General features: G+C 70.5%; 14 protein-coding genes. 5 read left to right on the top strand and 9 right to left on the bottom strand.

Translation table 11 applies throughout. The features are described 5' to 3' along the window. Window positions 1-60: 60 nt before the first annotated feature. A complete protein-coding gene (gene trpE / locus ABKA19_RS04735; RefSeq protein WP_353687878.1) occupies window positions 61-1,548 on the top strand; it encodes an anthranilate synthase component I in 1,488 nt (495 codons plus the stop codon). Between the two features lie 10 nt (window positions 1,549-1,558). Further along, a complete protein-coding gene (locus ABKA19_RS04740) occupies window positions 1,559-2,137 on the top strand; it encodes an anthranilate synthase component II (RefSeq protein ID WP_353687879.1) in 579 nt (192 codons plus the stop codon). A 42-nt stretch (window positions 2,138-2,179) separates the two neighbouring features. Here ABKA19_RS04740 and ABKA19_RS04745 read toward each other — a convergent pair whose 3' ends face one another. After that, the gene (locus tag ABKA19_RS04745; protein WP_353687880.1) at window positions 2,180-2,563 is read right to left on the bottom strand and encodes a GtrA family protein; all 384 of its coding nucleotides are present in this window, start codon (window positions 2,561-2,563) and stop codon (window positions 2,180-2,182) included. A 180-nt stretch (window positions 2,564-2,743) separates the two neighbouring features. On the opposite strand from ABKA19_RS04745, the gene glmU reads away from it, so the two are divergent. Then, window positions 2,744-4,111 (top strand): bifunctional UDP-N-acetylglucosamine diphosphorylase/glucosamine-1-phosphate N-acetyltransferase GlmU, encoded by a 1,368-nt coding sequence (gene glmU, locus ABKA19_RS04750; RefSeq protein ID WP_353687881.1) that lies wholly within the window; start codon window positions 2,744-2,746, stop codon window positions 4,109-4,111. Between the two features lie 246 nt (window positions 4,112-4,357). On the opposite strand, the gene ABKA19_RS04755 is transcribed toward glmU, so the two are convergent. The 7 genes from ABKA19_RS04755 to ABKA19_RS04785 all read right to left on the bottom strand — a co-directional run bounded on the left by ABKA19_RS04755 (window position 4,358) and on the right by ABKA19_RS04785 (window position 12,419). Further along, window positions 4,358-5,692 (bottom strand): sensor histidine kinase, encoded by a 1,335-nt coding sequence (locus ABKA19_RS04755; protein ID WP_353687882.1) that lies wholly within the window; start codon window positions 5,690-5,692, stop codon window positions 4,358-4,360. Between the two features lie 42 nt (window positions 5,693-5,734). Then, window positions 5,735-7,069 carry a sigma-54-dependent transcriptional regulator gene (locus ABKA19_RS04760; protein ID WP_162376304.1) on the bottom strand — a complete coding sequence of 445 codons (1,335 nt, stop codon included), beginning with the start codon at window positions 7,067-7,069 and terminating at the stop codon, window positions 5,735-5,737. A gap of 45 nt (window positions 7,070-7,114) precedes the next feature. Further along, window positions 7,115-7,681, bottom strand: a complete 567-nt coding sequence (locus tag ABKA19_RS04765) for a nuclear transport factor 2 family protein (protein ID WP_353687883.1) — start codon at window positions 7,679-7,681, stop codon at window positions 7,115-7,117. Next, window positions 7,678-8,913, bottom strand: coding sequence for an ABC transporter permease (locus ABKA19_RS04770; RefSeq protein WP_353687884.1), 1,236 nt, complete (start codon window positions 8,911-8,913; stop codon window positions 7,678-7,680). Before ABKA19_RS04770 ends, ABKA19_RS04765 begins: the two co-directional genes overlap by 4 nt. 122 nt (window positions 8,914-9,035) lie before the next feature. After that, window positions 9,036-10,337 carry an ABC transporter permease gene (locus tag ABKA19_RS04775; protein WP_353687885.1) on the bottom strand — a complete coding sequence of 434 codons (1,302 nt, stop codon included), beginning with the start codon at window positions 10,335-10,337 and terminating at the stop codon, window positions 9,036-9,038. A gap of 10 nt (window positions 10,338-10,347) precedes the next feature. Further along, entirely contained in the window at window positions 10,348-11,073 is a 726-nt protein-coding gene (locus tag ABKA19_RS04780) for an ABC transporter ATP-binding protein (RefSeq protein WP_353687886.1), read from the bottom strand. 71 nt (window positions 11,074-11,144) lie between these two features. Beyond that, window positions 11,145-12,419 (bottom strand): efflux RND transporter periplasmic adaptor subunit, encoded by a 1,275-nt coding sequence (locus ABKA19_RS04785; RefSeq protein ID WP_162376299.1) that lies wholly within the window; start codon window positions 12,417-12,419, stop codon window positions 11,145-11,147. A gap of 243 nt (window positions 12,420-12,662) precedes the next feature. Between ABKA19_RS04785 and glmS the strand changes: the two genes are divergently transcribed. Beyond that, window positions 12,663-14,495, top strand: a complete 1,833-nt coding sequence (gene glmS / locus ABKA19_RS04790; protein ID WP_353687887.1) for a glutamine--fructose-6-phosphate transaminase (isomerizing) — start codon at window positions 12,663-12,665, stop codon at window positions 14,493-14,495. Between the two features lie 114 nt (window positions 14,496-14,609). Here the strand turns inward: glmS and ABKA19_RS04795 are convergent, their stop codons facing one another. Beyond that, window positions 14,610-16,349 carry an alpha/beta hydrolase gene (locus tag ABKA19_RS04795; RefSeq protein ID WP_353687888.1) on the bottom strand — a complete coding sequence of 580 codons (1,740 nt, stop codon included), beginning with the start codon at window positions 16,347-16,349 and terminating at the stop codon, window positions 14,610-14,612. Window positions 16,350-16,632: 283 nt separating this feature from the next. On the opposite strand from ABKA19_RS04795, the gene ABKA19_RS04800 reads away from it, so the two are divergent. After that, a complete protein-coding gene (locus tag ABKA19_RS04800; RefSeq protein WP_353687889.1) occupies window positions 16,633-17,736 on the top strand; it encodes a PLP-dependent cysteine synthase family protein in 1,104 nt (367 codons plus the stop codon). Window positions 17,737-17,760 lie beyond the last annotated feature (24 nt).

Raw genomic sequence — 17,760 nt, forward strand, 5'->3', positions numbered from 1 at the left:
GGCGGCCTTCAGCCGTCCTCGTCCCACGCCACGCCCCGAATGCCCGCAAGGAATCCCGCCTTGGTCACGCCCGAACAGTTCCGGCAGCACGCTGCTGACGTCCACCGCTCCAGTCCCAATCCGCGTGTCCCCGTCGTCCGCGAGGTGCTGTCCGACCTGGACACGCCGCTGTCGGTCTACCTGAAACTCGCCGACGCCCCGCACACCTACCTGCTGGAATCGGTCGAGGGCGGCGAACGCTTCGGCCGCTATTCGATCATCGGCCTGCCCGCGCGCCGCACCGTCGCGTTCCGCGGCCAGCAGATGGAAGTGCGCGATCACGGCCAGGTCGTGGAGCGGCGCGAGGTGGCCGATCCGTTCGCCGAGGTCGAAGCGCTGCGCGCGTCGTACTCGGTGCCGAGGCTCGAAGGCCTGCCCGGTTTCACCGGCGGCCTGGTGGGCTGGTTCGGCTTCGAATGCATCGGCTACATCGAGCCGCGCCTGGCCGGCGGCGACAAGCGCGACGAGCTCGGCACCCCGGACATCTACCTGATGCTGTCCGAAGAGCTGGCGGTGTTCGACAACCTCAAGGGCCGCCTGTACCTGGTGGTGCATGCCGATCCGCGCGATGCCGGCTCATGGGACGCCGCGCAGGCGCGGCTGGACGGGCTGGTCGACAAGCTGCGCCAGCCGGGCAGCTACCCGGTACCGCTGAGCCGCGACGTGCTCGACGAGAGCCACTTCGTGTCCGGCTTCACCCGCGAGGGTTTCATCGAGGCGGTGGAGAAGTCCAAGGAATACATCCGCTCCGGCGACGTGTTCCAGGTCGTGCTGAGCCAGCGCCTGAGCGTGCCGTTCAACGCGCGGCCGGTGGACGTGTACCGCGCCCTGCGCGCGCTGAACCCGTCGCCCTACATGTACTTCCTCGATACCGGCGAGGTGCAGGTGGTCGGCTCCTCGCCGGAGATCCTGGTGCGCCAGCAGGGCGACGAAGTGACCGTGCGCCCGATCGCCGGCACCCGCCCGCGCGGCGCGACCCCGGCCGAGGACCTGGCGCTGGAACAGGACCTGCTGGCCGACCCGAAGGAGCGCGCCGAGCACCTGATGCTGATCGACCTCGGCCGCAATGATGTCGGCCGGGTGTCGGAAGCCGGCAGCGTGGAGGTCGGCGAGCGCTTCGTGATCGAGCGCTACAGCCACGTCATGCACATCGTCAGCGAGGTCACCGGCAAGCTGCTGCCGGGCCTGAGCTATGCCGACGTGCTGCGCGCGACCTTCCCGGCCGGCACGGTCAGCGGCGCGCCGAAGATCCGCGCGCTGGAAGTGATCCGCGAGCTGGAGCCGATCAAGCGCAATGTCTATGCCGGCAGCATCGGCTACATCGGCTGGCATGGCGACGCCGATACCGCGATCGCGATCCGCACGGCGGTGATCAAGGACGGCCGCCTGCACGTGCAGGCCGGCGCCGGCATCGTCTACGACTCCGACCCGCAGAAGGAATGGGACGAGACCATGAACAAGGGCCGCGCGCTGTTCCGCGCGGTGGCGCAGGCGGCGAAGGGGCTGTGAGGGGAATGCCATGCTGCTGATGATCGACAACTACGACAGCTTCACCTTCAACCTCGTGCAGTACCTGCAGTCGCTCGGCGCCGAGGTGAAGGTGGTTCGCAACGACGCGATGACCGTGGAGGAGATCGCCCGGCTGCAGCCGGAGCGCATCGTGATCTCGCCCGGCCCGTGCACGCCCAACGAGGCGGGCGTGTCGCTGGAGGTGATACGCCGGATGGGTGCGAACACGCCGATCCTCGGCGTGTGCCTGGGCCACCAGAGCATCGGCCAGGCCTACGGCGGCACGGTGGTGCGCGCGGGCAACATCATGCACGGCAAGACCTCGCGGATCCGCCACGAGGGGCGCGGCGTGTTCGCCGGGCTGCCGGACGCCTACGAGGCCACGCGCTACCACTCGCTGGTGGTGCAGCGCGGCTCGCTTCCGCCGGAACTGGAGGTCACCGCCTGGACCGAGAACGAGGACGGCTCGTTCGAGGAGATCATGGGCCTGCGCCACCGCGAGCATCCGGTCGAGGGCGTGCAGTTCCATCCGGAGTCGATCCTGACCGAGCATGGCCACGCGTTGCTGAAGAACTTCCTCGAGCGCTGAGGCGTTCGCGACGGCTACGTGGAGCCGCGCAACCCCGCGGCCTCAGCGATACACCACGTGCCGCAGCAGGAAGAAGTTGACCACGGCCAGGCCGGCCTCGACGACCGGTTTGGCCAGCCAGGCCCATTGCAGCCCGAGCTGGGCCTCGACCCAGGCAAGCAACAGGCTGCTGATCGCGGTCATCACCAGCCACAGCGCCCAGAAGCGGACGAAACGGCGCCAGCCCAGGCGGCTGCCCTGGCCGTCGGCGAAGGTGTAGCGGCCGTTGAGCCAGAAGCCCACCACTGCGGAGGCGGTGCGGCTGGCGAGGTTGGCCGGTGCGGCCGGCATGCCCAGCGCGGTGAGGGCGACGAACAGCAGCCAGTCCAGCAGCAGCTGGAGCACGCCGAACGCGAGGTAGTGGCTGCCCTGGCGGAGGAGAGGCATCGGTGGGCGGCGTTCGCGGGACGGGGGCATCATTGTAGGAGGCCGGCCTGCCGGCGACATGGGTGCCGGCGCGCCGAGGGTGTCGCCTGTGCCCAACGTGCCGAGTCACGGACACCAGGGCCTTACAGGAGCGGAGGCCGCCCGGCGTAGAATCGGCGCATCCCGATTACAGGTTGCGCCATGACCAAGGCATTGCACGTGGTGATCCTCGCCGCCGGCGAGGGCAAGCGGATGAGGTCGGCCTTGCCGAAGGTGCTGCAGCCGGTCGGTGGCCGGCCGATGCTGGCGCACGTGATCGACACCGCACGCACGCTCCGGCCGTCCGGCATCCACGTGGTGCATGGCCATGGCGGCGACGCGGTGCGCGCCGCGTTCGCCGGCCACGACGACCTGCACTGGGTCGAGCAGGCCCGCCAGCTGGGAACCGGCCATGCGGTGCAGCAGGCCTTGCCGGACATTCCCGAGGCCGTGGACGTGCTGGTCCTGTACGGCGACGTGCCCTTGACCTCGCCGGAAACGCTGCGCCGCCTCCTGGCCGCGCCCGGGCTGCTGCGCGTGCTGGTCGCCGAGCCGGCCGACCCGGCCGGTTACGGGCGCATCGTGCGCGATCCGCAGGGTCGCGTGGCGGCGATCGTCGAGCACCGCGATGCGGACGACGAGCAGCGCCGTATCCGCACGATCAACACCGGGATCATCGCCGCCGAATCCGATTCGCTGAAGCGCTGGCTGTCGCGGCTGTCCAGCGACAACAGCCAGGGCGAGTACTACCTCACCGACGTGTTCGCCATGGCTGCCGAGGAGTACAACGCCGCCGAGATGGTGCTGGTCGGCGATCCGCTGGAAGCCGAGGGTGCGAACGATCCGTGGCAGCTGGCCCAGCTCGAGCGCGCGTTCCAGCTGCGCTGCGCCCGCGAGCTGTGCGCGCAGGGCGCGCGCCTGGTCGATCCGGCGCGCTTCGACCAGCGCGGCACCGTGCGCGTCGGCCGCGACGTGGAGATCGATGCCAACGTGGTGCTGGAAGGCGAGGTGGAACTGGGCGATGGCGTGCGCATCGGCCCGTTCACCCGGCTTCGGGACGTGAAGCTGGGGCCGGGTACCGAGGTGCGCGCGCATTGCGACCTCGATGGCGTGGTGGCCGAAGGCGCCGTCCAGATCGGCCCCTATGCCCGCCTGCGGCCGGGCACGGTGCTGGCCGACGGCGTGCATATCGGCAATTTCGTCGAGACCAAGAAGGCGGTGCTGGGGGTCGGCAGCAAGGCCAACCACCTGGCCTACCTGGGCGACGCGGCGATCGGGGCAGGCGTGAACGTGGGCGCAGGCACCATCACCTGCAACTACGATGGCGTGAACAAGTCCACCACCGTGATCGGCGATGGCGCGTTCATCGGCTCCAATTCGTCGCTGGTGGCACCGGTCGAGATCGGCGCTGGCGCGACGATCGGCGCCGGCTCAGTGATCACCCGCAACGCGCCGGCCGGCGAGCTGACCGTGTCGCGCACGCGGCAATCCACGGTCGAAGGCTGGAAGCGGCCACAGAAGAAGGGTTGAGGCGCGGATCGGGACCGCCCTGTTCCCGCCCGGCGTAACGACGTCTTGTAGAGTCGGGCTTGCCCGACACCACGACTATCGAAGCGGCGCATCTTGCAGAGTCGGGCTTGCCCGGCTTCCACGGTCTAAGGGATGCGCTTCGTAGAGTCGGGCTTGCCCGACTTCCACGGCTGTCGAAGCGATGCGCCCGGCGGCAGCGGGGCAAGCCCCGCTCTACGCAGCGCCGCGAAGGGCGCCCGCCCGGCGTCAGGCTTCGGGCAGCATGACCGCCACGCACAGGCCATGGTCGCTGCGGTTCTGCAGCGAGAGGCGGCCACCATGTGCCTCGACGATCTCGCGGGTCAGCGCCAGGCCCAGGCCGGTGCCGTTGCGCTTGGTCGAGTAGAACGGCAGCAACGCGTTCTCCAGCACCGCTTCGTTCATGCCCGGCCCGCGGTCCAGCACCTCGATCCGGGACCAGCCGGGCAGGCGCTGCACGCGCACGCGCACCTCGTCGCTGGGCGGAGTGGCGTCGTTGCCGGCCTCGTGCGCGTTCTTGAGCAGGTTCAGCAATGCCTGTTCCATCTGCGCCGGATCCACCCGCGCGCGCAGCTCGGCCACCGGGCCTTCCAGGTCGAAGCCGATCTGGCGTTGCAGGCGGGCGAGGAAGTCGTCCCAGGCCACCGCCTGCAGCTGCGGCTGCGGCAGCTTGGCGAAACGCGCATAGCCGCGGATGAAGCCTTCCAGGTGCCGCGCGCGATCCTCGATCGTCGAGAACACCTCGCCCAGGCGCTCGTGGCGGCCGCGGCGGACCAGCTCGGCGCCGGAGTGCGCGAGCGAGGCGATCGGCGCCAGCGAGTTGTTCAGTTCGTGGCTGATCACCCGGATGACCTTCTTCCAGGTCTGCACTTCCTGGCGGCGCAGCTCGTGGGTCAGCAGGCGGATCAGCAGCAGCTCGTGGCGGCGGCCGTTGAGGCTGAAATTGCGCCGCGACAGGTGGTAGACCTCCTCCTCGTCGCCTTCGCCCGGGACCGCGAACAGGCTGTCGCCGCCCCGCGCCACCGCTTCGCGCAGCTCCACCGCCAGGCTGTCCATCAGCTCGGCCATGCGCAGGCCTTCCAGCTTGCGGCCGTCGTGGAGCAGCTTGCGCGAGGCCAGGTTCGCGTACACCACCCGGCGCACGCCGTCGCCGCCCTCGGCCGAAAGCAGCATCGCCACCGGCGTGTTCTGGACCATGGTGTCCAGCAGCAGTTCGCGCTGGACCAGTTCCTGCCGCTGCTCGCGCAGTACCTCGCCGAGCTGCCGGTGCGCGTGGACCAGTTCGCCCAGTTCGTCGTCGCTGCTCCAGTGCACGCCGAAGTTGAACTCGCCGTCGCGGTAGGTGTTGACGCTGCCGGCCAGGGCGCGGAACAGCGCATTCAACGGCGCCAGCGCGCGTCGCAGCGCCCACCACATGAGCGCGAGCAGGACCACGACCGACAGCACGGCCAGGATCCAGCCGCGGTCGATCCAGTAGGCGAAGGCCCAAGGCAAGGCCGCGGCCAGCGCCAGCACCGGCAGCAGGCGCAGGAACAGGCGCAGGGTGAGGTTGCGGCGGATCATCGGGGCCGGCTCAAGCGGGGTGGGCCATGGTGGCGTCCGGGGTCATGCCGGCTTGAGCCCGTGGCGCTCCATGCGCCGGTAAAGGGCCTGCCGGCTCATGCCGAGTTCGGCGGCAGCCTGCGCGATCACGCCACCGGCGCGCTGCAGCGCCGCCTCGATCTGCTCGCGCTCGGGCTCGCGTGCCGGGCCGCGCGCGGCGGTCGCGCGCGGCAGCCCCAGGTCGGCCACTTCGATCCGGGGGCCGGTGGCCAGCAGCTGGGCGCGCTGGATCACATTGCGCAGCTCGCGCACGTTGCCCGGCCATGGATGCCGCTGCAGCGCCGTTCCGGCCGCCGGGGAGAGCGGCTTGCCGCCGTCGCCGAAGTACTCGGCCAGTGGCAGGATGTCGCCGGGCCTTTCGGCCAGCGGGGGCATCGCCAGTTCGATGGTGTTGAGCCGGTAGTACAGGTCCTCGCGGAACGTGCCCTCGCGGATCATCGCGGTGAGGTCGGCGTTGGTCGCGCTGACCACGCGTACCTTGACCTGGCGTTCGCGGTTGGAGCCCAGCCGCGCGAAGCGGCCGGTCTCGAGCACGCGCAGCAGCTTCATCTGCCCGGCCGGCGGCAGGTTGCCGATCTCGTCCAGGAACAGGGTGCCGCCGTCGGCGGCCTCGAACTTGCCTTCGCGCGCCTTGTTGGCGCCGGTGTAGGCACCGGCTTCGGCACCGAACAGCTCGGCCTCGATCAGCTCCGCCGGCAGCGCGCCGCAGTTGACCGTGACGAACGGGCCGGACTTCACCGCCGAATTGGCCTGGATGATCTCGGCGATCTTTTCCTTGCCGCTGCCGTTGGGCCCGGTGATCAGCACCGGCAGGTCCGAGCGCGCGACCTGGCAGGCCAGCGCGACCACGCGCTCGCTGGCCGGATCGGCGAACACCGCCCCGCGCAGGTCGTAGCGGCGGGCCAGGTCGTCGCGGCGGCGGCGTTCGCCGTCGCGGCGTTGCTCGAGTTCGCGCCGTGCCTCGGCCAGCTCCAGCAGGTTGTTGACCGTGGCCAGCAGCTTGGCATCCTGCCAGGGCTTGGCCACGTAGTCGGCGGCGCCGGCCTTGATCAGTTCCACCGCGCTCTCCAGGTGCGTCCAGGCGGTCAGCAGCACCACCGGCAGGTCCGGGTGGCGCTCGCGTATCGCCGCGAACAGCGCGCGGCCTTCGTCGCCGGACGTGGTGTCGGCGGTGAAGTTCATGTCCTGGATCACCAGGTCGACCGGCTCGCTGTCCAGCAGCGCCAGGCCCTCGCCGGGCGAGGAGGCGTGCACGGTGGAGATGTCATGCAGCGAGAACAGGACCTCCAGCGCGGTGGCGACGGCGGGGTTGTCGTCGATGACGAGGAGGTTGGACATGGGCGCCAGGGCAAGGAAAGCGGAGGAACGGTGGATCGTACCGGCTCAGGGGCCGGGATTGGCGCGGTGGCCGTAGCTGAGGACGCGGGTGATGCGCCACTGGCCGTCGTGCAGGCGCTGCCAGACCATCGTGAAGTCGGCCAGCCCGTCGCACGTGCTGCCGCCGTTCTGGCAGAAGCGGTGCCGGCCCTGCGCGATCGCGCCGAAACCGCGGACCGGATGGACCACCAGGCTGCCCGGCACCAGTTCCCGGGTGAACTTGCCGCAGGCGTACTGGCGGGTGTTGGCCAGCATCGCCTCGCGGGTCCAGGTCACCCCGCCGGTGTCGTGGTAGAACTCGACCGCCGGGTCGAAGTGGCTGGCATGGCGGTCGAGCTGCGCCGAATCGGCGCAACGGTTGAAGGCATCGAAGACGGCGGCGTCGAGCGCCGCGATGGTCTGCGCCAGGCCGGCCTCGCCGGCCGCCGGCTCCGCACCGGCCGGGGCCGATGCCGAAGCCGGGCCGGCCGCCAGCCAGGCGACCGCCAGCAGCACGCCAGCGTACGCGGCCCGGGCCAGGGGCGTCGCGGAACCGGGGTGCGCGTGGCGCCGCGCCTGGTGGCGGCGGTTCATACGCTGCGGGTCGCCACGGCCGGCGGGATCGAAGCCGCGCGTCGCGCCGGTGCCCAGACCGCCAGCTGCCCCAGCGCCCAGAGCAGTACCGCGCCCGCCGGCAGGTAGAACAGCGGCAGCCGCGCCATCTCGTACTTGCCCATCAGCAGCTGGTTGATCGCGAACGCCAGCAGCATGCCGACTGCAATGCCGATGGTGGCCAGCAGGAAGTTCTCGGTCTGGAAGTAGCGCAGGATCTGCCCGCGGGTGGCGCCCAGTGCCCGACGCACGCCGATCTGCTTGGTGCGCTGCTGCACCCAGAAGCTGGCCAGGCCGATGATGCCCAGCGCGGTGATCAGCAGCAGCGCCACGCAGACGATGCCCAGCAGCCAGGCCATGGCCCGCGGCGCCTGGAAGAACTCATGCCGCAGCTCCTCCACCGTCTTGCTGTTGTCCTCCAGGATGATGCGGTCGGCGCCGTTGGCCAGCAGGGTCTTCTTGGCCGCCGCCAGCACCTCCGCGCGCCGCTCCGGCGAGGTGCGGATCACGTAGTTGCCGCCGAGGTTGTAGTGCGGACGCAGCGGGAACACCATCGAGTACTCGCGCGCCGACGGCCCCCCCATCTGGCTCGGCCGCACCAGGTGCTCGACCACGCCGATCACGCGGATCGGCTTGTCGCCCCAGCTGTAGAAGCTCTTTCCCACGGCATCCTCGCCGGGGTACAGCTTGTCGGCGAGCGAGCGGGTGATGATGGCACCGGGCACGCTGCCGTCTTCGGTGAGGCCATCCAGGAGGTCGGAGGCTTCCTGGTACTCGTCGGGGTTGAAGTCGCGGCCGGCGACCAGCTTCAGCCCGAGGGTCTCGATGAACTGGTCCTCGGCCATGTACGTCGTCGCGCTCAGCGTGGACTGCTGCTGTTCCTGGGCCAGGCGCACGCCGCTGTTCCAGGAGGAGTTCACGAACGGCACCTGGTTGAGCACGGTCGCGTCCTTGACCCCGGGAATGGCGCGCAGGTTGGCCAGGTCGGTGCGGGTGCGCGCGGACTGGTCGGCGTCGCTGCCGATGCTCAGGATCTGCACGCGGACCAGCTCGTCCTCGACCAGCCCGCTGACCTCGCGAACCTCGCGGATTCGGTCGCTGATCATGAAGAGGGCATTGCAGATGATCGCGCAGGTCAGCGCGATCTCGATGACGATCAGCGATGCGGCGGTCTTGTGCCGCATCAGCGTCGACAGGATCGGTCGGATGTCCATGGAGTCTCTCCGGGTTTCGTAGAGCGGGGCTTGCCCCGCTGCTTCGTTCTGGGTTGCCGGCTCGCGGCCGGGTCGATCGCTGGTTCGTGTGGCGGCAGCAGCGGGGCGAGCCCCGCTCTACGTCATTGGCTCTTGAGCTGGATCGCGGGGGTGACCTGCATTGCCCGCCATGCCGGCAGCAGGCCGGCCAGCACGCTGGCGACGATGGCCATGACGAAGGTCAGCAGCAGCATGCCCAGGTCCAGGTGCGCCAGCTCGGCGTAGCTGGCCGGTTGCAGGCGCACCGCCCACAACCCAAGCAGCGACAGCCCGAGCCCGAGGATGCCGCCGGCCAGACCGATCGCGCCGGCTTCGACCAGGCACTGGGTGAAGATCGCCCCGCGTGAGGCGCCCAGCGCGCGGCGCACGCCGATCTCGCTGCCGCGGCGCAGGAACTTGGCCAGCAGCAGGCCCACGGTGTTGACCAGGCACACCAGCAGGAAGCCGAAGCCCAGCCACAGCTGCATCACCACGTCGTTGGGCACCACGCGGTTGAACTCCAGCCATTCCATGACGTTGCGCAGGCGCACGTTGGTGGGGCGCTTGTAGCGGCCGGAGGCACGCTGCTGGTCCGAGTAGTTGACCAGGTAGTCGCGGTACTCGCCGGCCTTCTGCGCCGAATCCAGCTCGACCCAGTACTGGATCCACACGCAGGGCGCGTTGACGCCGGTGGAATCGCCGCCGCTGTCGCCCCAGCAGTCCATGCTGCCGTTGCGGCCCATGTCCAGGTCGCGCGAGGTGCTGAACGGCAGGAACACGTCCTCCAGCGCGCCGTAGCGGTCGCTGTTCATGTCGTAGAACCTCGGCGTCGGCCGCCACTCGTCGACCACGCCGACCACCGTGAAGTCGGACTGGTCGATGCGCAGCTGCTTGCCGACGCTGTTGCCGCCGCCGAACACGCGGTCGTTGAGCGAGCGGGAGATCACCGCCACGCGGGCGTGCGCGTCGTCCTCCTTGGCGCCCCAGCCGTTGCCGTAAAGCATCGGCACGTCGAACATCGGGAAGAAGTCGGCCGAGGTGTAGCGCGCATCGCTCACGAACGGCATCAGTCCCTCCTTGCCGGGGGTGATCGACACGCCGCCGCCGGTCATCATCGCCTGGCGGGCGCCGCGCTTCTCGCGCAGCAGGGTCTCGGCGTCGAGGCGGGTGACCTGCTGGCTCGGTTCCTCGCCGGGGGTGAAGTCGTTCATCTCGGCCGGGTCGAGCTGCACGTAGAACAGGCGGTCGCTCTTGCCCGGGATCGGGTCGCCGGAAAGCACGTGGAACACGGTCAGCGTGGTCATGCACGCGCCGATGCCCAGCGCGATGGCCAGCACCATCAGTGCGGTAAGTGCCTTGTCGCGGCGGAAGCTGCGCAGGGCCAGGTTGCAGTAGTAGGCGAACATGGGCGCCTCCTCAGGCGGTGGCGTTGGACGCGGCGTCGTTGCGCGCCAGGCGGGCCAGGTTCGGCTCGACCGACAGGTCGGTGGCCACGCCGTCGACGATGTGCACGTTGCGTTGCGCGCGCGCGGCCAGTTCCGGGTCGTGGGTCACCATCACGATGGTGGTGCCATCGGCATTGATCTGCTCGAGCAGTTCCATCACCCCGCGCGCCATCTGCGAGTCGAGGTTGCCGGTGGGTTCGTCGGCCAGCAGCAGCTTGGGCTCGCCGGCCAGGGCGCGGGCGATGGCCACGCGCTGCTGCTGGCCGCCGGACAGCTCGGCCGGGTAGTGCCGCATGCGCGAGGCCAGGCCGACCTGGGCCAGCGCCTTCTCGATCCGCGCCTTGCGGTCGGCCGAGGGCAGGCCGCGGTAGCGCAGCGGCACGTCCACGTTGTCGAACAGGTTCAGGTCCGGGATCAGGTTGAAGCCCTGGAAGATGAAACCGATCTTGTGGTTGCGCAGGCGGCTGCGCGCGTCGTCGGACATGCCGCGCACGTTCTCACCGTCGAGGAGGTAGTCGCCTTCGGTGAAGGTCTCCAGCAGGCCGGCGATGTTGAGGAACGTGGTCTTGCCCGATCCGGACGGACCGGTGACGGCGACGAACTCGCCCTCGCGCACGTGCAGGTCGAGCGAGCGCAGTGCGTGGGTTTCGACCATCGCGGTCCGGTAGATCTTGGAGACCTGGCGCATTTCCAGCATGGCGGGATTCCTTCTTGTCTGGGGTACGTTGGAACGGGAAAGGGAGTGGGGAGGGGCGGTGACGCGATGGATCAGTTGACGGCCACGCGTTCGGCGTCGCCGAACTGGTCGCTGCCGGAGACCACGATGCGGTCGCCTTCCTTGGCGCCGGAGACGATCTCCACGTAGCCCAGGCTGCTGACGCCGGTCTGCACCGGGCGGCGCACGGCGCTGCGCCCTTCGACCACCCAGGCGAAGCGGCCGCCTTCCTGCTCGACGAACGGGCCGCGCTCGACCATCAGCACGTCCTTGCGGGTGTCGAGCACGATCCGCGCCGACAGGCGCTGGTTCTGGCGCAGGCCCGGCGGCTGCTGGCCCTCGTCGAAGCGCAGGCGCGCGGTGACCTCGCCGTTGACCACTTCCGGCGACACCGCCGAGACCTTGGCCGGGAACGGCCGGCCCTGGCTGGTGACCTGCGCCGGCACGCCGATGCCCAGGTCGCGGGCGAAGCTTTCCGGCACGCGGATCTCGACCTCGAACTCGCTCAGGTCGACCACGCTCAGGATCGGCGCGTTGATCGCCACGTTGGTGCCCTGGGAGATCTGCACCTGGCCGACCTGGCCGTCGAACGGCGCGCGCAGGGTCAGCGCTTCGACCTGGCGCTGCAGTTCGGCGGCCACGGCCTTCTGGCGGTCGGCCAGCAGGCGCTTGTTGCGCGCGTCCAGCGCCGCGCCCTGGCCCTGCAGGCCGGCGTCGCGACGCGCGGTCTGCAGGCCGATGTCGGCCTTCTTCAGTTCGTCGCGGGCGCTGGCCAGTTCGATGTTGGAGACCGCGCCGCCGGCATGGCCGCGCTCGTAGCGCTCCAGGTCGCGCTGGGCGGCGGTGTGGTCGATCTCGGCCTGGTCCAGGGCGCGGCGCGCGTTGAGCTGGGCGATCTGCGCGTCCAGCTGGGCGCGGCTGGCCTCGGCCTCCATGCTGGCCAGGGTCGACTCCTCCTGGACCAGCTTGCTGCGCAGCTCCGGGCTGTCGATCACCGCCAGCACCTGGCCCTGCTTGACCGCGTCGCCGGCCACCACCTTCAGGCTGACCGTGCCGCCGGCGATGGCGTACAGGGTCGGGCTGTTGGCGGTGATGACCCGGCCGTCGGCGGAGATGTCGCGGACCAGGTCGCCGCGGGTGACTTCGGCGATGCGGATCCGGGAGGCGTCGTAGGAGCGCGACCCGGCGCCCCAGCCGGCCACGACCCAGGCCAGCAGGGCCAGCACCGGCACGGCGGCCACGGCCGGCCACAGCCAGCGGCGCCAGGCCGGGCGTTCCGGTCGGGCGGCGGAGAGGGGGCGGTCCTGGGCGGAGGTGTCGGGGATCATCGGGGCCATGCGGTCGGATGGAGTCCTCCAACCCAACGCACGCCGCGTGCCAACCGCAAGTGACTGTTTCCAGACGAAATATGCGCAGGCCAACAGTGTCCGCTACGTCCAGCGGACACTTGCGGACACTCCGGTCGCCGATGGACAGGCACGGGACACCGGCATGGCCTGGCAGGACACGTGGCGGACAGTGGCGGGACCGGCTCCGCTAGAATCGCGGTTTGTTTCCCGCTGGGTGCTGGCATGTGCGGAATCGTTGGCGCGATCGCCGATCGCGATGTGGTCCCGGTCCTGGTGGAGGGCCTGAAGCGGTTGGAATACCGCGGTTACGACTCATCGGGGATCGCGGTGGCCGACGCTGCCAGCGTGCGCCGGGTGCGTCGCACCGGGCGGGTGGCCGAGATGGAGCAGGCGGCCGTGGCCGAGGGCTTCCACGGCGTGCTCGGCATCGGCCACACCCGCTGGGCGACCCATGGCGGGGTGACCGAGGCCAACGCCCATCCGCACATCAGCCACGGCAACCTGGCCCTGGTCCACAACGGCATCATCGAGAACCACGAGGCCCAGCGCGAGCGCCTGGCATCGTTGGGGTACGTGTTCGAGTCGCAGACCGATACCGAGGTCATCGCCCACCTGATCCACCACCACATGGCCGGCGGCAAGGACCTGCTCGCCGCGCTGCAGACGGCGGTGAAGGAACTGACCGGCGCCTACGCGCTGGCGGTGCTCAGCCATCGCGAGCCGGACCGGCTGGTCTGCGCGCGCATGGGCTGCCCGCTGCTGGTGGGCCTGGGCGAGGGCGAGAACTTCGTCGCCTCGGACGTCTCGGCCATCATCCAGGCCACCCGCCGGGTGATCTTCCTGGAGGAAGGCGACACCGCCGAGCTGACCCGCGGCGGGGTGCGCGTGTTCGACGGCGACGACCGGCCGGTCGAGCGCGAGATCCATCTGTCCGACGTGTCGCTGGCCTCGCTGGAGCTGGGCCCGTACCGGCACTTCATGCAGAAGGAGATCCACGAGCAGCCGCGCGCCATCGCCGACACCATCGAGGCGGCGATCGATGCCGGCGGGTTCGAGGCCGGGTTGTTCGGGGCGAAAGCCGGCGACGTGCTGGGCGGCGTGACCGGGGTGCAGATCCTGGCCTGCGGCACCAGTTACTACGCCGGCCTGACCGCGCGCTACTGGATCGAGGCCATCGCCGGCCTGCCGTGCAGCGTCGAGATCGCCAGCGAGTACCGCTACCGCGACGCGTATGCCGACCCGCGCCACCTGATCGTCACCATTTCCCAGTCGGGCGAGACCCTGGACACGATGGAGGCGTTGAAGTACGCCAAGTCGCTGGGCCATCGCCACACCCTGTCGATCTGCAACGTGCCCGAAAGCGCGATCCCGCGCGCCAGCGAGCTGGTCTGCTACACCCGCGCCGGCGCCGAGATCGGCGTGGCCTCGACCAAAGCCTTCACCACCCAGCTGGCCGCGCTGTTCCAGTTGACCGTGGTGCTGGGCAAGCTGCATGGCCGGGTGTCTGCGGAGCAGGAGGCCGACTACGTCGAGCAGCTGCGCCACCTGCCCGGCAGCGTGCAGCACGCGCTGAACCTGGAGCCGCAGATCCAGGCCTGGGCCGAGCGCTTCGCCGGCAAGCACAACGCGCTGTTCCTCGGCCGCGGGCTGCATTACCCGATCGCGCTGGAAGGCGCGCTCAAGCTCAAGGAAATCTCCTACATCCATGCCGAGGCCTACCCGGCCGGCGAACTCAAGCACGGACCGCTGGCGCTGGTGGACGCGGAAATGCCGGTGGTGGTGATCGCCCCCAACGACCGCCTGCTGGAGAAGGTCAAGTCCAACATGCAGGAAGTGCGCGCGCGCGGCGGCGAGCTTTTCGTGTTCGCCGACCAGGACAGCCACTTCAGCGAGTCCGAAGGCGTGCACGTGATCCGCACGCCGCGCCATGCCGGCGTGCTCAGTCCGGTGATCCACACCATCCCGGTGCAGATGCTGGCCTATCACACGGCCCTGGCGCGCGGCACCGACGTGGACAAGCCGCGCAACCTGGCCAAGTCGGTGACGGTCGAGTAACTCCGCGCGGCTCTGGCCGCGCTGCCCCCCGGGGCGGCGCGGCGGCAGCGCACTCCCGGGGCGTGGCGCACGACCCTTCCCGACGCAGCCACGCGCCGATCCCGGCGCGTGGCTTCAGCCGTCCACTTCCTCGCCGGTCTTCGAAAGCTCCTGGGCGCGGCGCTCGTCCAGGAAGCGCTGCAGCCGCTCCACCTCGGCCGGCGACCAGTCGTCGATGCCGGTGGCCTCCAGCCAGGCATCGATGTAGTGCGAGGGCGCATACACGTGCCCGAAGCCCATCGGCGCGCTCATCGACAGGGAGGTGTCCATCGCCATCTGCATCATCGTCACCACCGGATACCAGCGCATCGCCGGCGACACGTCGGGCGGCCGCGGCCGGTGCAGCAGTTCTGGCTCGCGGAAGAAACCATTGCGGTCGAAGAACGTCACCGCATCGCTGCCGTACTGCAGGTAGACCAGGCGCATCGGGCCCCAGGGGGTTTCAGCCGGCGTCGGGCTGCCATCCTGGTTCATGAAGCGCACGAAGGCGCCGTCGCCGAACTGCGGCAGCCACACCGGTGTCCCGGGGTTGCGCGCGGCGGTGAGCGAGGCCCACCTGGCGGCGGCGAACGGGGGGCCGCTCCACACCGCACCGTCGAACGGATCCCCCAGCAGCTCGAACAACTCGAACGAACGCTCCGAGTTGAGCGCGCCCAGGCTCAACCCGTGCAGGAACAGCTTGGGCCGGCGCTCGCGCGGCAGCGTGCGCCAGTGGCCATAGACCTCGCGGAACAGCGCGCGTGCGGTCACTCCGCCGGTGTCCGGATCCAGGAACAGGGTCAGGGGGCTGGACAGGTACGAGTACTGCACCGCCACCGACGCGACGTCGCCGCGGTAGAGGTACTCGATGCCGTCGATCCCGGACGGGTCGACCCAGCCGGTGCCGGTGGGGGTGATCAGGATCAGCGCCTTGCGCTCGAAGCCGCCGACGCGCTTGAGCTCTTCCAGCGCCAGCTTCGCCCGCGCTTCGGGGGTGTGGCCGGTGGGCAGGCCGGCGTACACGCGCAGCGGCGCCTTCGCCGACGGCCCGGCGAACGCGGCGATGTCGGCGGCGGTGGGCCGGGCATCGACGTAGCGACGACCCATGCGGCCCAGCTGGTCCCAGGCCACCAGCGATTGCGCGCTGCCCGGGCTGTCGGCCGCGGTCGGCGGCGGCATGTCCGGTGGGATCAGCGCATCGGCCTGCCGGTAGGAGGCGTCGAGCATGTCCAGCAGCGCGGCGAACACCACGCCGTTGGCCAGGCCGACCAGCAGCATCACGCCGCCGATGGCGCCCGCCACGCGCGCGATCCGGCGCGGCACCCTTAGCTCCACCAGGCCGACGATCGCCCTGACCGCCAGCAGCGCCATGCGTCCGACCACGACCACCAGCACGGCGACGACGATCGCGCCGGCTGCCACGCCCACGATCCGCGCCGGGCCGGCCGGCTCCAGGCCCATGAGCGCGCGGACGATGTTCTCCCAATGCTGGCTGCGCCACAGGGCGACCGCAGCCAGGACCGCGCAGGCGGCCAGCACGATGCGGCGCCGGCGCGAGGCGCTGGCATGGCCGGCCGCCGGCACCTCCAGGTAGCCCCACAGCCAGCGCAGCAGTACCCCGAGGCCATAGCCGGCGGCCAGGCACAGGCCCGACAACACCGCCTGGGCGAGGGTGATGCGAGGGGTCAGGCTCGGCGTCAGCGAGGCGGCGAAGAACAGCGTGGCCACGACCAGCCCGGTGTTCGCGGGCGCGGCCAGCAGCGTGCGCCTGAGGCGCGCGAGCGGGCCGGGCGGCGAGGGAACTTTAGCGGGAGCGGCGGCGACGTCCTGGCGCATGTTCCTTCCCCGTAGTCGTGGTCCCCGGGGCCAATATACGGCCTGCATTGGCCGGGGCGGCGGGCAATGCGGCTGTCGTAGACTCCCGGCAACGCCGCCCGGGAAGAGCCCATGCGCCTGTCGCTTACGCGGTGCCTGCTCGCTTTCCTGTTGGTCGCAGCAGGGGATCCGGCGGCCGATGTGCCGCCGTCCGCAGCCCCTCCTGCCGACGGCGGGCACGGCGGCACGGATCGCCGGGCGCCGGATCGTTAGAATCGTCGCCTGTTCTCCCGCAGTCCCCGCCATGTCCCAGCGCGCCTGGGTGGCCGCCGCCATCCACAAGATCGAGGCCGACTTCAACCGCTCGGCCGACACCCACCTGATCCCGCTGCCGCTGCCGGGCTATCCGGGCATCGATGTCTACCTGAAGGACGAGTCCAGCCATCCGACCGGCAGCCTCAAGCACCGGCTGGCGCGCTCGCTGTTCCTGTATGCGCTGGCCAACGGCTGGTTGCGCGAGGGCAGCACGGTGGTGGAGGCCTCCAGCGGGTCGACCGCGGTGTCGGAAGCGTACTTCGCGCGCCTGCTGGGCCTGCCGTTCATCGCGGTGATGCCGGCATCGACCTCGCCGGAGAAGATCGCGGCGATCGAGTTCCAGGGCGGCCGCTGCCACCTGGTCGAGAGCGCATGCGGACTCAACGCCGAATCCGAGCGGCTGGCGCGCGAGGTCGGTGGCCACTTCATGGACCAGTTCACCTACGCCGAGCGGGCCACCGACTGGCGCGCCAACAACAACATCGCCGAGTCGATCTTCAAGCAGATGGGCGAGGAGCCGCACCCGGTGCCGGCCTGGATCGTCTGCGGCCCGGGCACCGGCGGCACCAGCGCGACGCTGGGCCGCTACGTGCGCTACCGGCGGCATGACACGCGCGTGCTGTGCGCCGATCCGCAGACCTCGGTGTTCTACGACTACTACGTGTCCTGCCGCGACGGTCGCCCCGATCCGGCGCTGGCCATCGCCGGCGGCTCGCGGATCGAGGGCATCGGCCGGCCCGGGGTGGAGCGCAGCTTCATCGCCGGCTGCGTGGACGCGATGGTCAAGGTGCCCGATGCGCTGAGCCTGGCGGCGATGCGCCATGTCGGCGCGGTGCTGGGCCGGCGGGTGGGCGGCTCCACCGGGACCAACTTCGTCGGCGTGCTGCGCGCGGCCCAGTCCATGCGCGAGGCGGGCCAGGATGGTTCGATCGTCAGCATCCTGTGCGACAGCGGCGCGCGCTACGCGCACAGCTATTACGACCCGGCGTGGTACGCGCGCCATGGCATCGACGTGGACGGCGCCGACCGCGCCATCGCCGAGGCGGTGGCGGGCGCACCGCTGGCCGACCTGCCGGCCTGCGGGGACCTCTAACCCGGGGTGCGCACGCTTTTTTGT

It is taken from the genome of Pseudoxanthomonas sp. Soil82, assembly GCF_040446535.1.
GTDB lineage: Bacteria > Pseudomonadota > Gammaproteobacteria > Xanthomonadales > Xanthomonadaceae > Pseudoxanthomonas > Pseudoxanthomonas kaohsiungensis.

Bases quoted from the DNA above. Each gene is read 5' to 3' on its own strand.
- ABKA19_RS04755 (WP_353687882.1), bottom strand. From the start codon at position 5,692: ATGATCCGCCGCAACCTCACCCTGCGCCTGTTCCTGCGCCTGCTGCCG.
- ABKA19_RS04740 (WP_353687879.1), top strand. From the start codon at position 1,559: ATGCTGCTGATGATCGACAACTACGACAGCTTCACCTTCAACCTCGTG.
- ABKA19_RS04795 (WP_353687888.1), bottom strand. From the start codon at position 16,349: ATGCGCCAGGACGTCGCCGCCGCTCCCGCTAAAGTTCCCTCGCCGCCC.
- ABKA19_RS04765 (WP_353687883.1), bottom strand. From the start codon at position 7,681: ATGAACCGCCGCCACCAGGCGCGGCGCCACGCGCACCCCGGTTCCGCG.
- glmU (WP_353687881.1), top strand. From the start codon at position 2,744: ATGACCAAGGCATTGCACGTGGTGATCCTCGCCGCCGGCGAGGGCAAG.
- glmS (WP_353687887.1), top strand. From the start codon at position 12,663: ATGTGCGGAATCGTTGGCGCGATCGCCGATCGCGATGTGGTCCCGGTC.
- ABKA19_RS04770 (WP_353687884.1), bottom strand. From the start codon at position 8,913: ATGGACATCCGACCGATCCTGTCGACGCTGATGCGGCACAAGACCGCC.
- ABKA19_RS04760 (WP_162376304.1), bottom strand. From the start codon at position 7,069: ATGTCCAACCTCCTCGTCATCGACGACAACCCCGCCGTCGCCACCGCG.
- ABKA19_RS04800 (WP_353687889.1), top strand. From the start codon at position 16,633: ATGTCCCAGCGCGCCTGGGTGGCCGCCGCCATCCACAAGATCGAGGCC.
- ABKA19_RS04780 (WP_353687886.1), bottom strand. From the start codon at position 11,073: ATGCTGGAAATGCGCCAGGTCTCCAAGATCTACCGGACCGCGATGGTC.
- ABKA19_RS04775 (WP_353687885.1), bottom strand. From the start codon at position 10,337: ATGTTCGCCTACTACTGCAACCTGGCCCTGCGCAGCTTCCGCCGCGAC.
- ABKA19_RS04745 (WP_353687880.1), bottom strand. From the start codon at position 2,563: ATGCCTCTCCTCCGCCAGGGCAGCCACTACCTCGCGTTCGGCGTGCTC.
- ABKA19_RS04785 (WP_162376299.1), bottom strand. From the start codon at position 12,419: ATGATCCCCGACACCTCCGCCCAGGACCGCCCCCTCTCCGCCGCCCGA.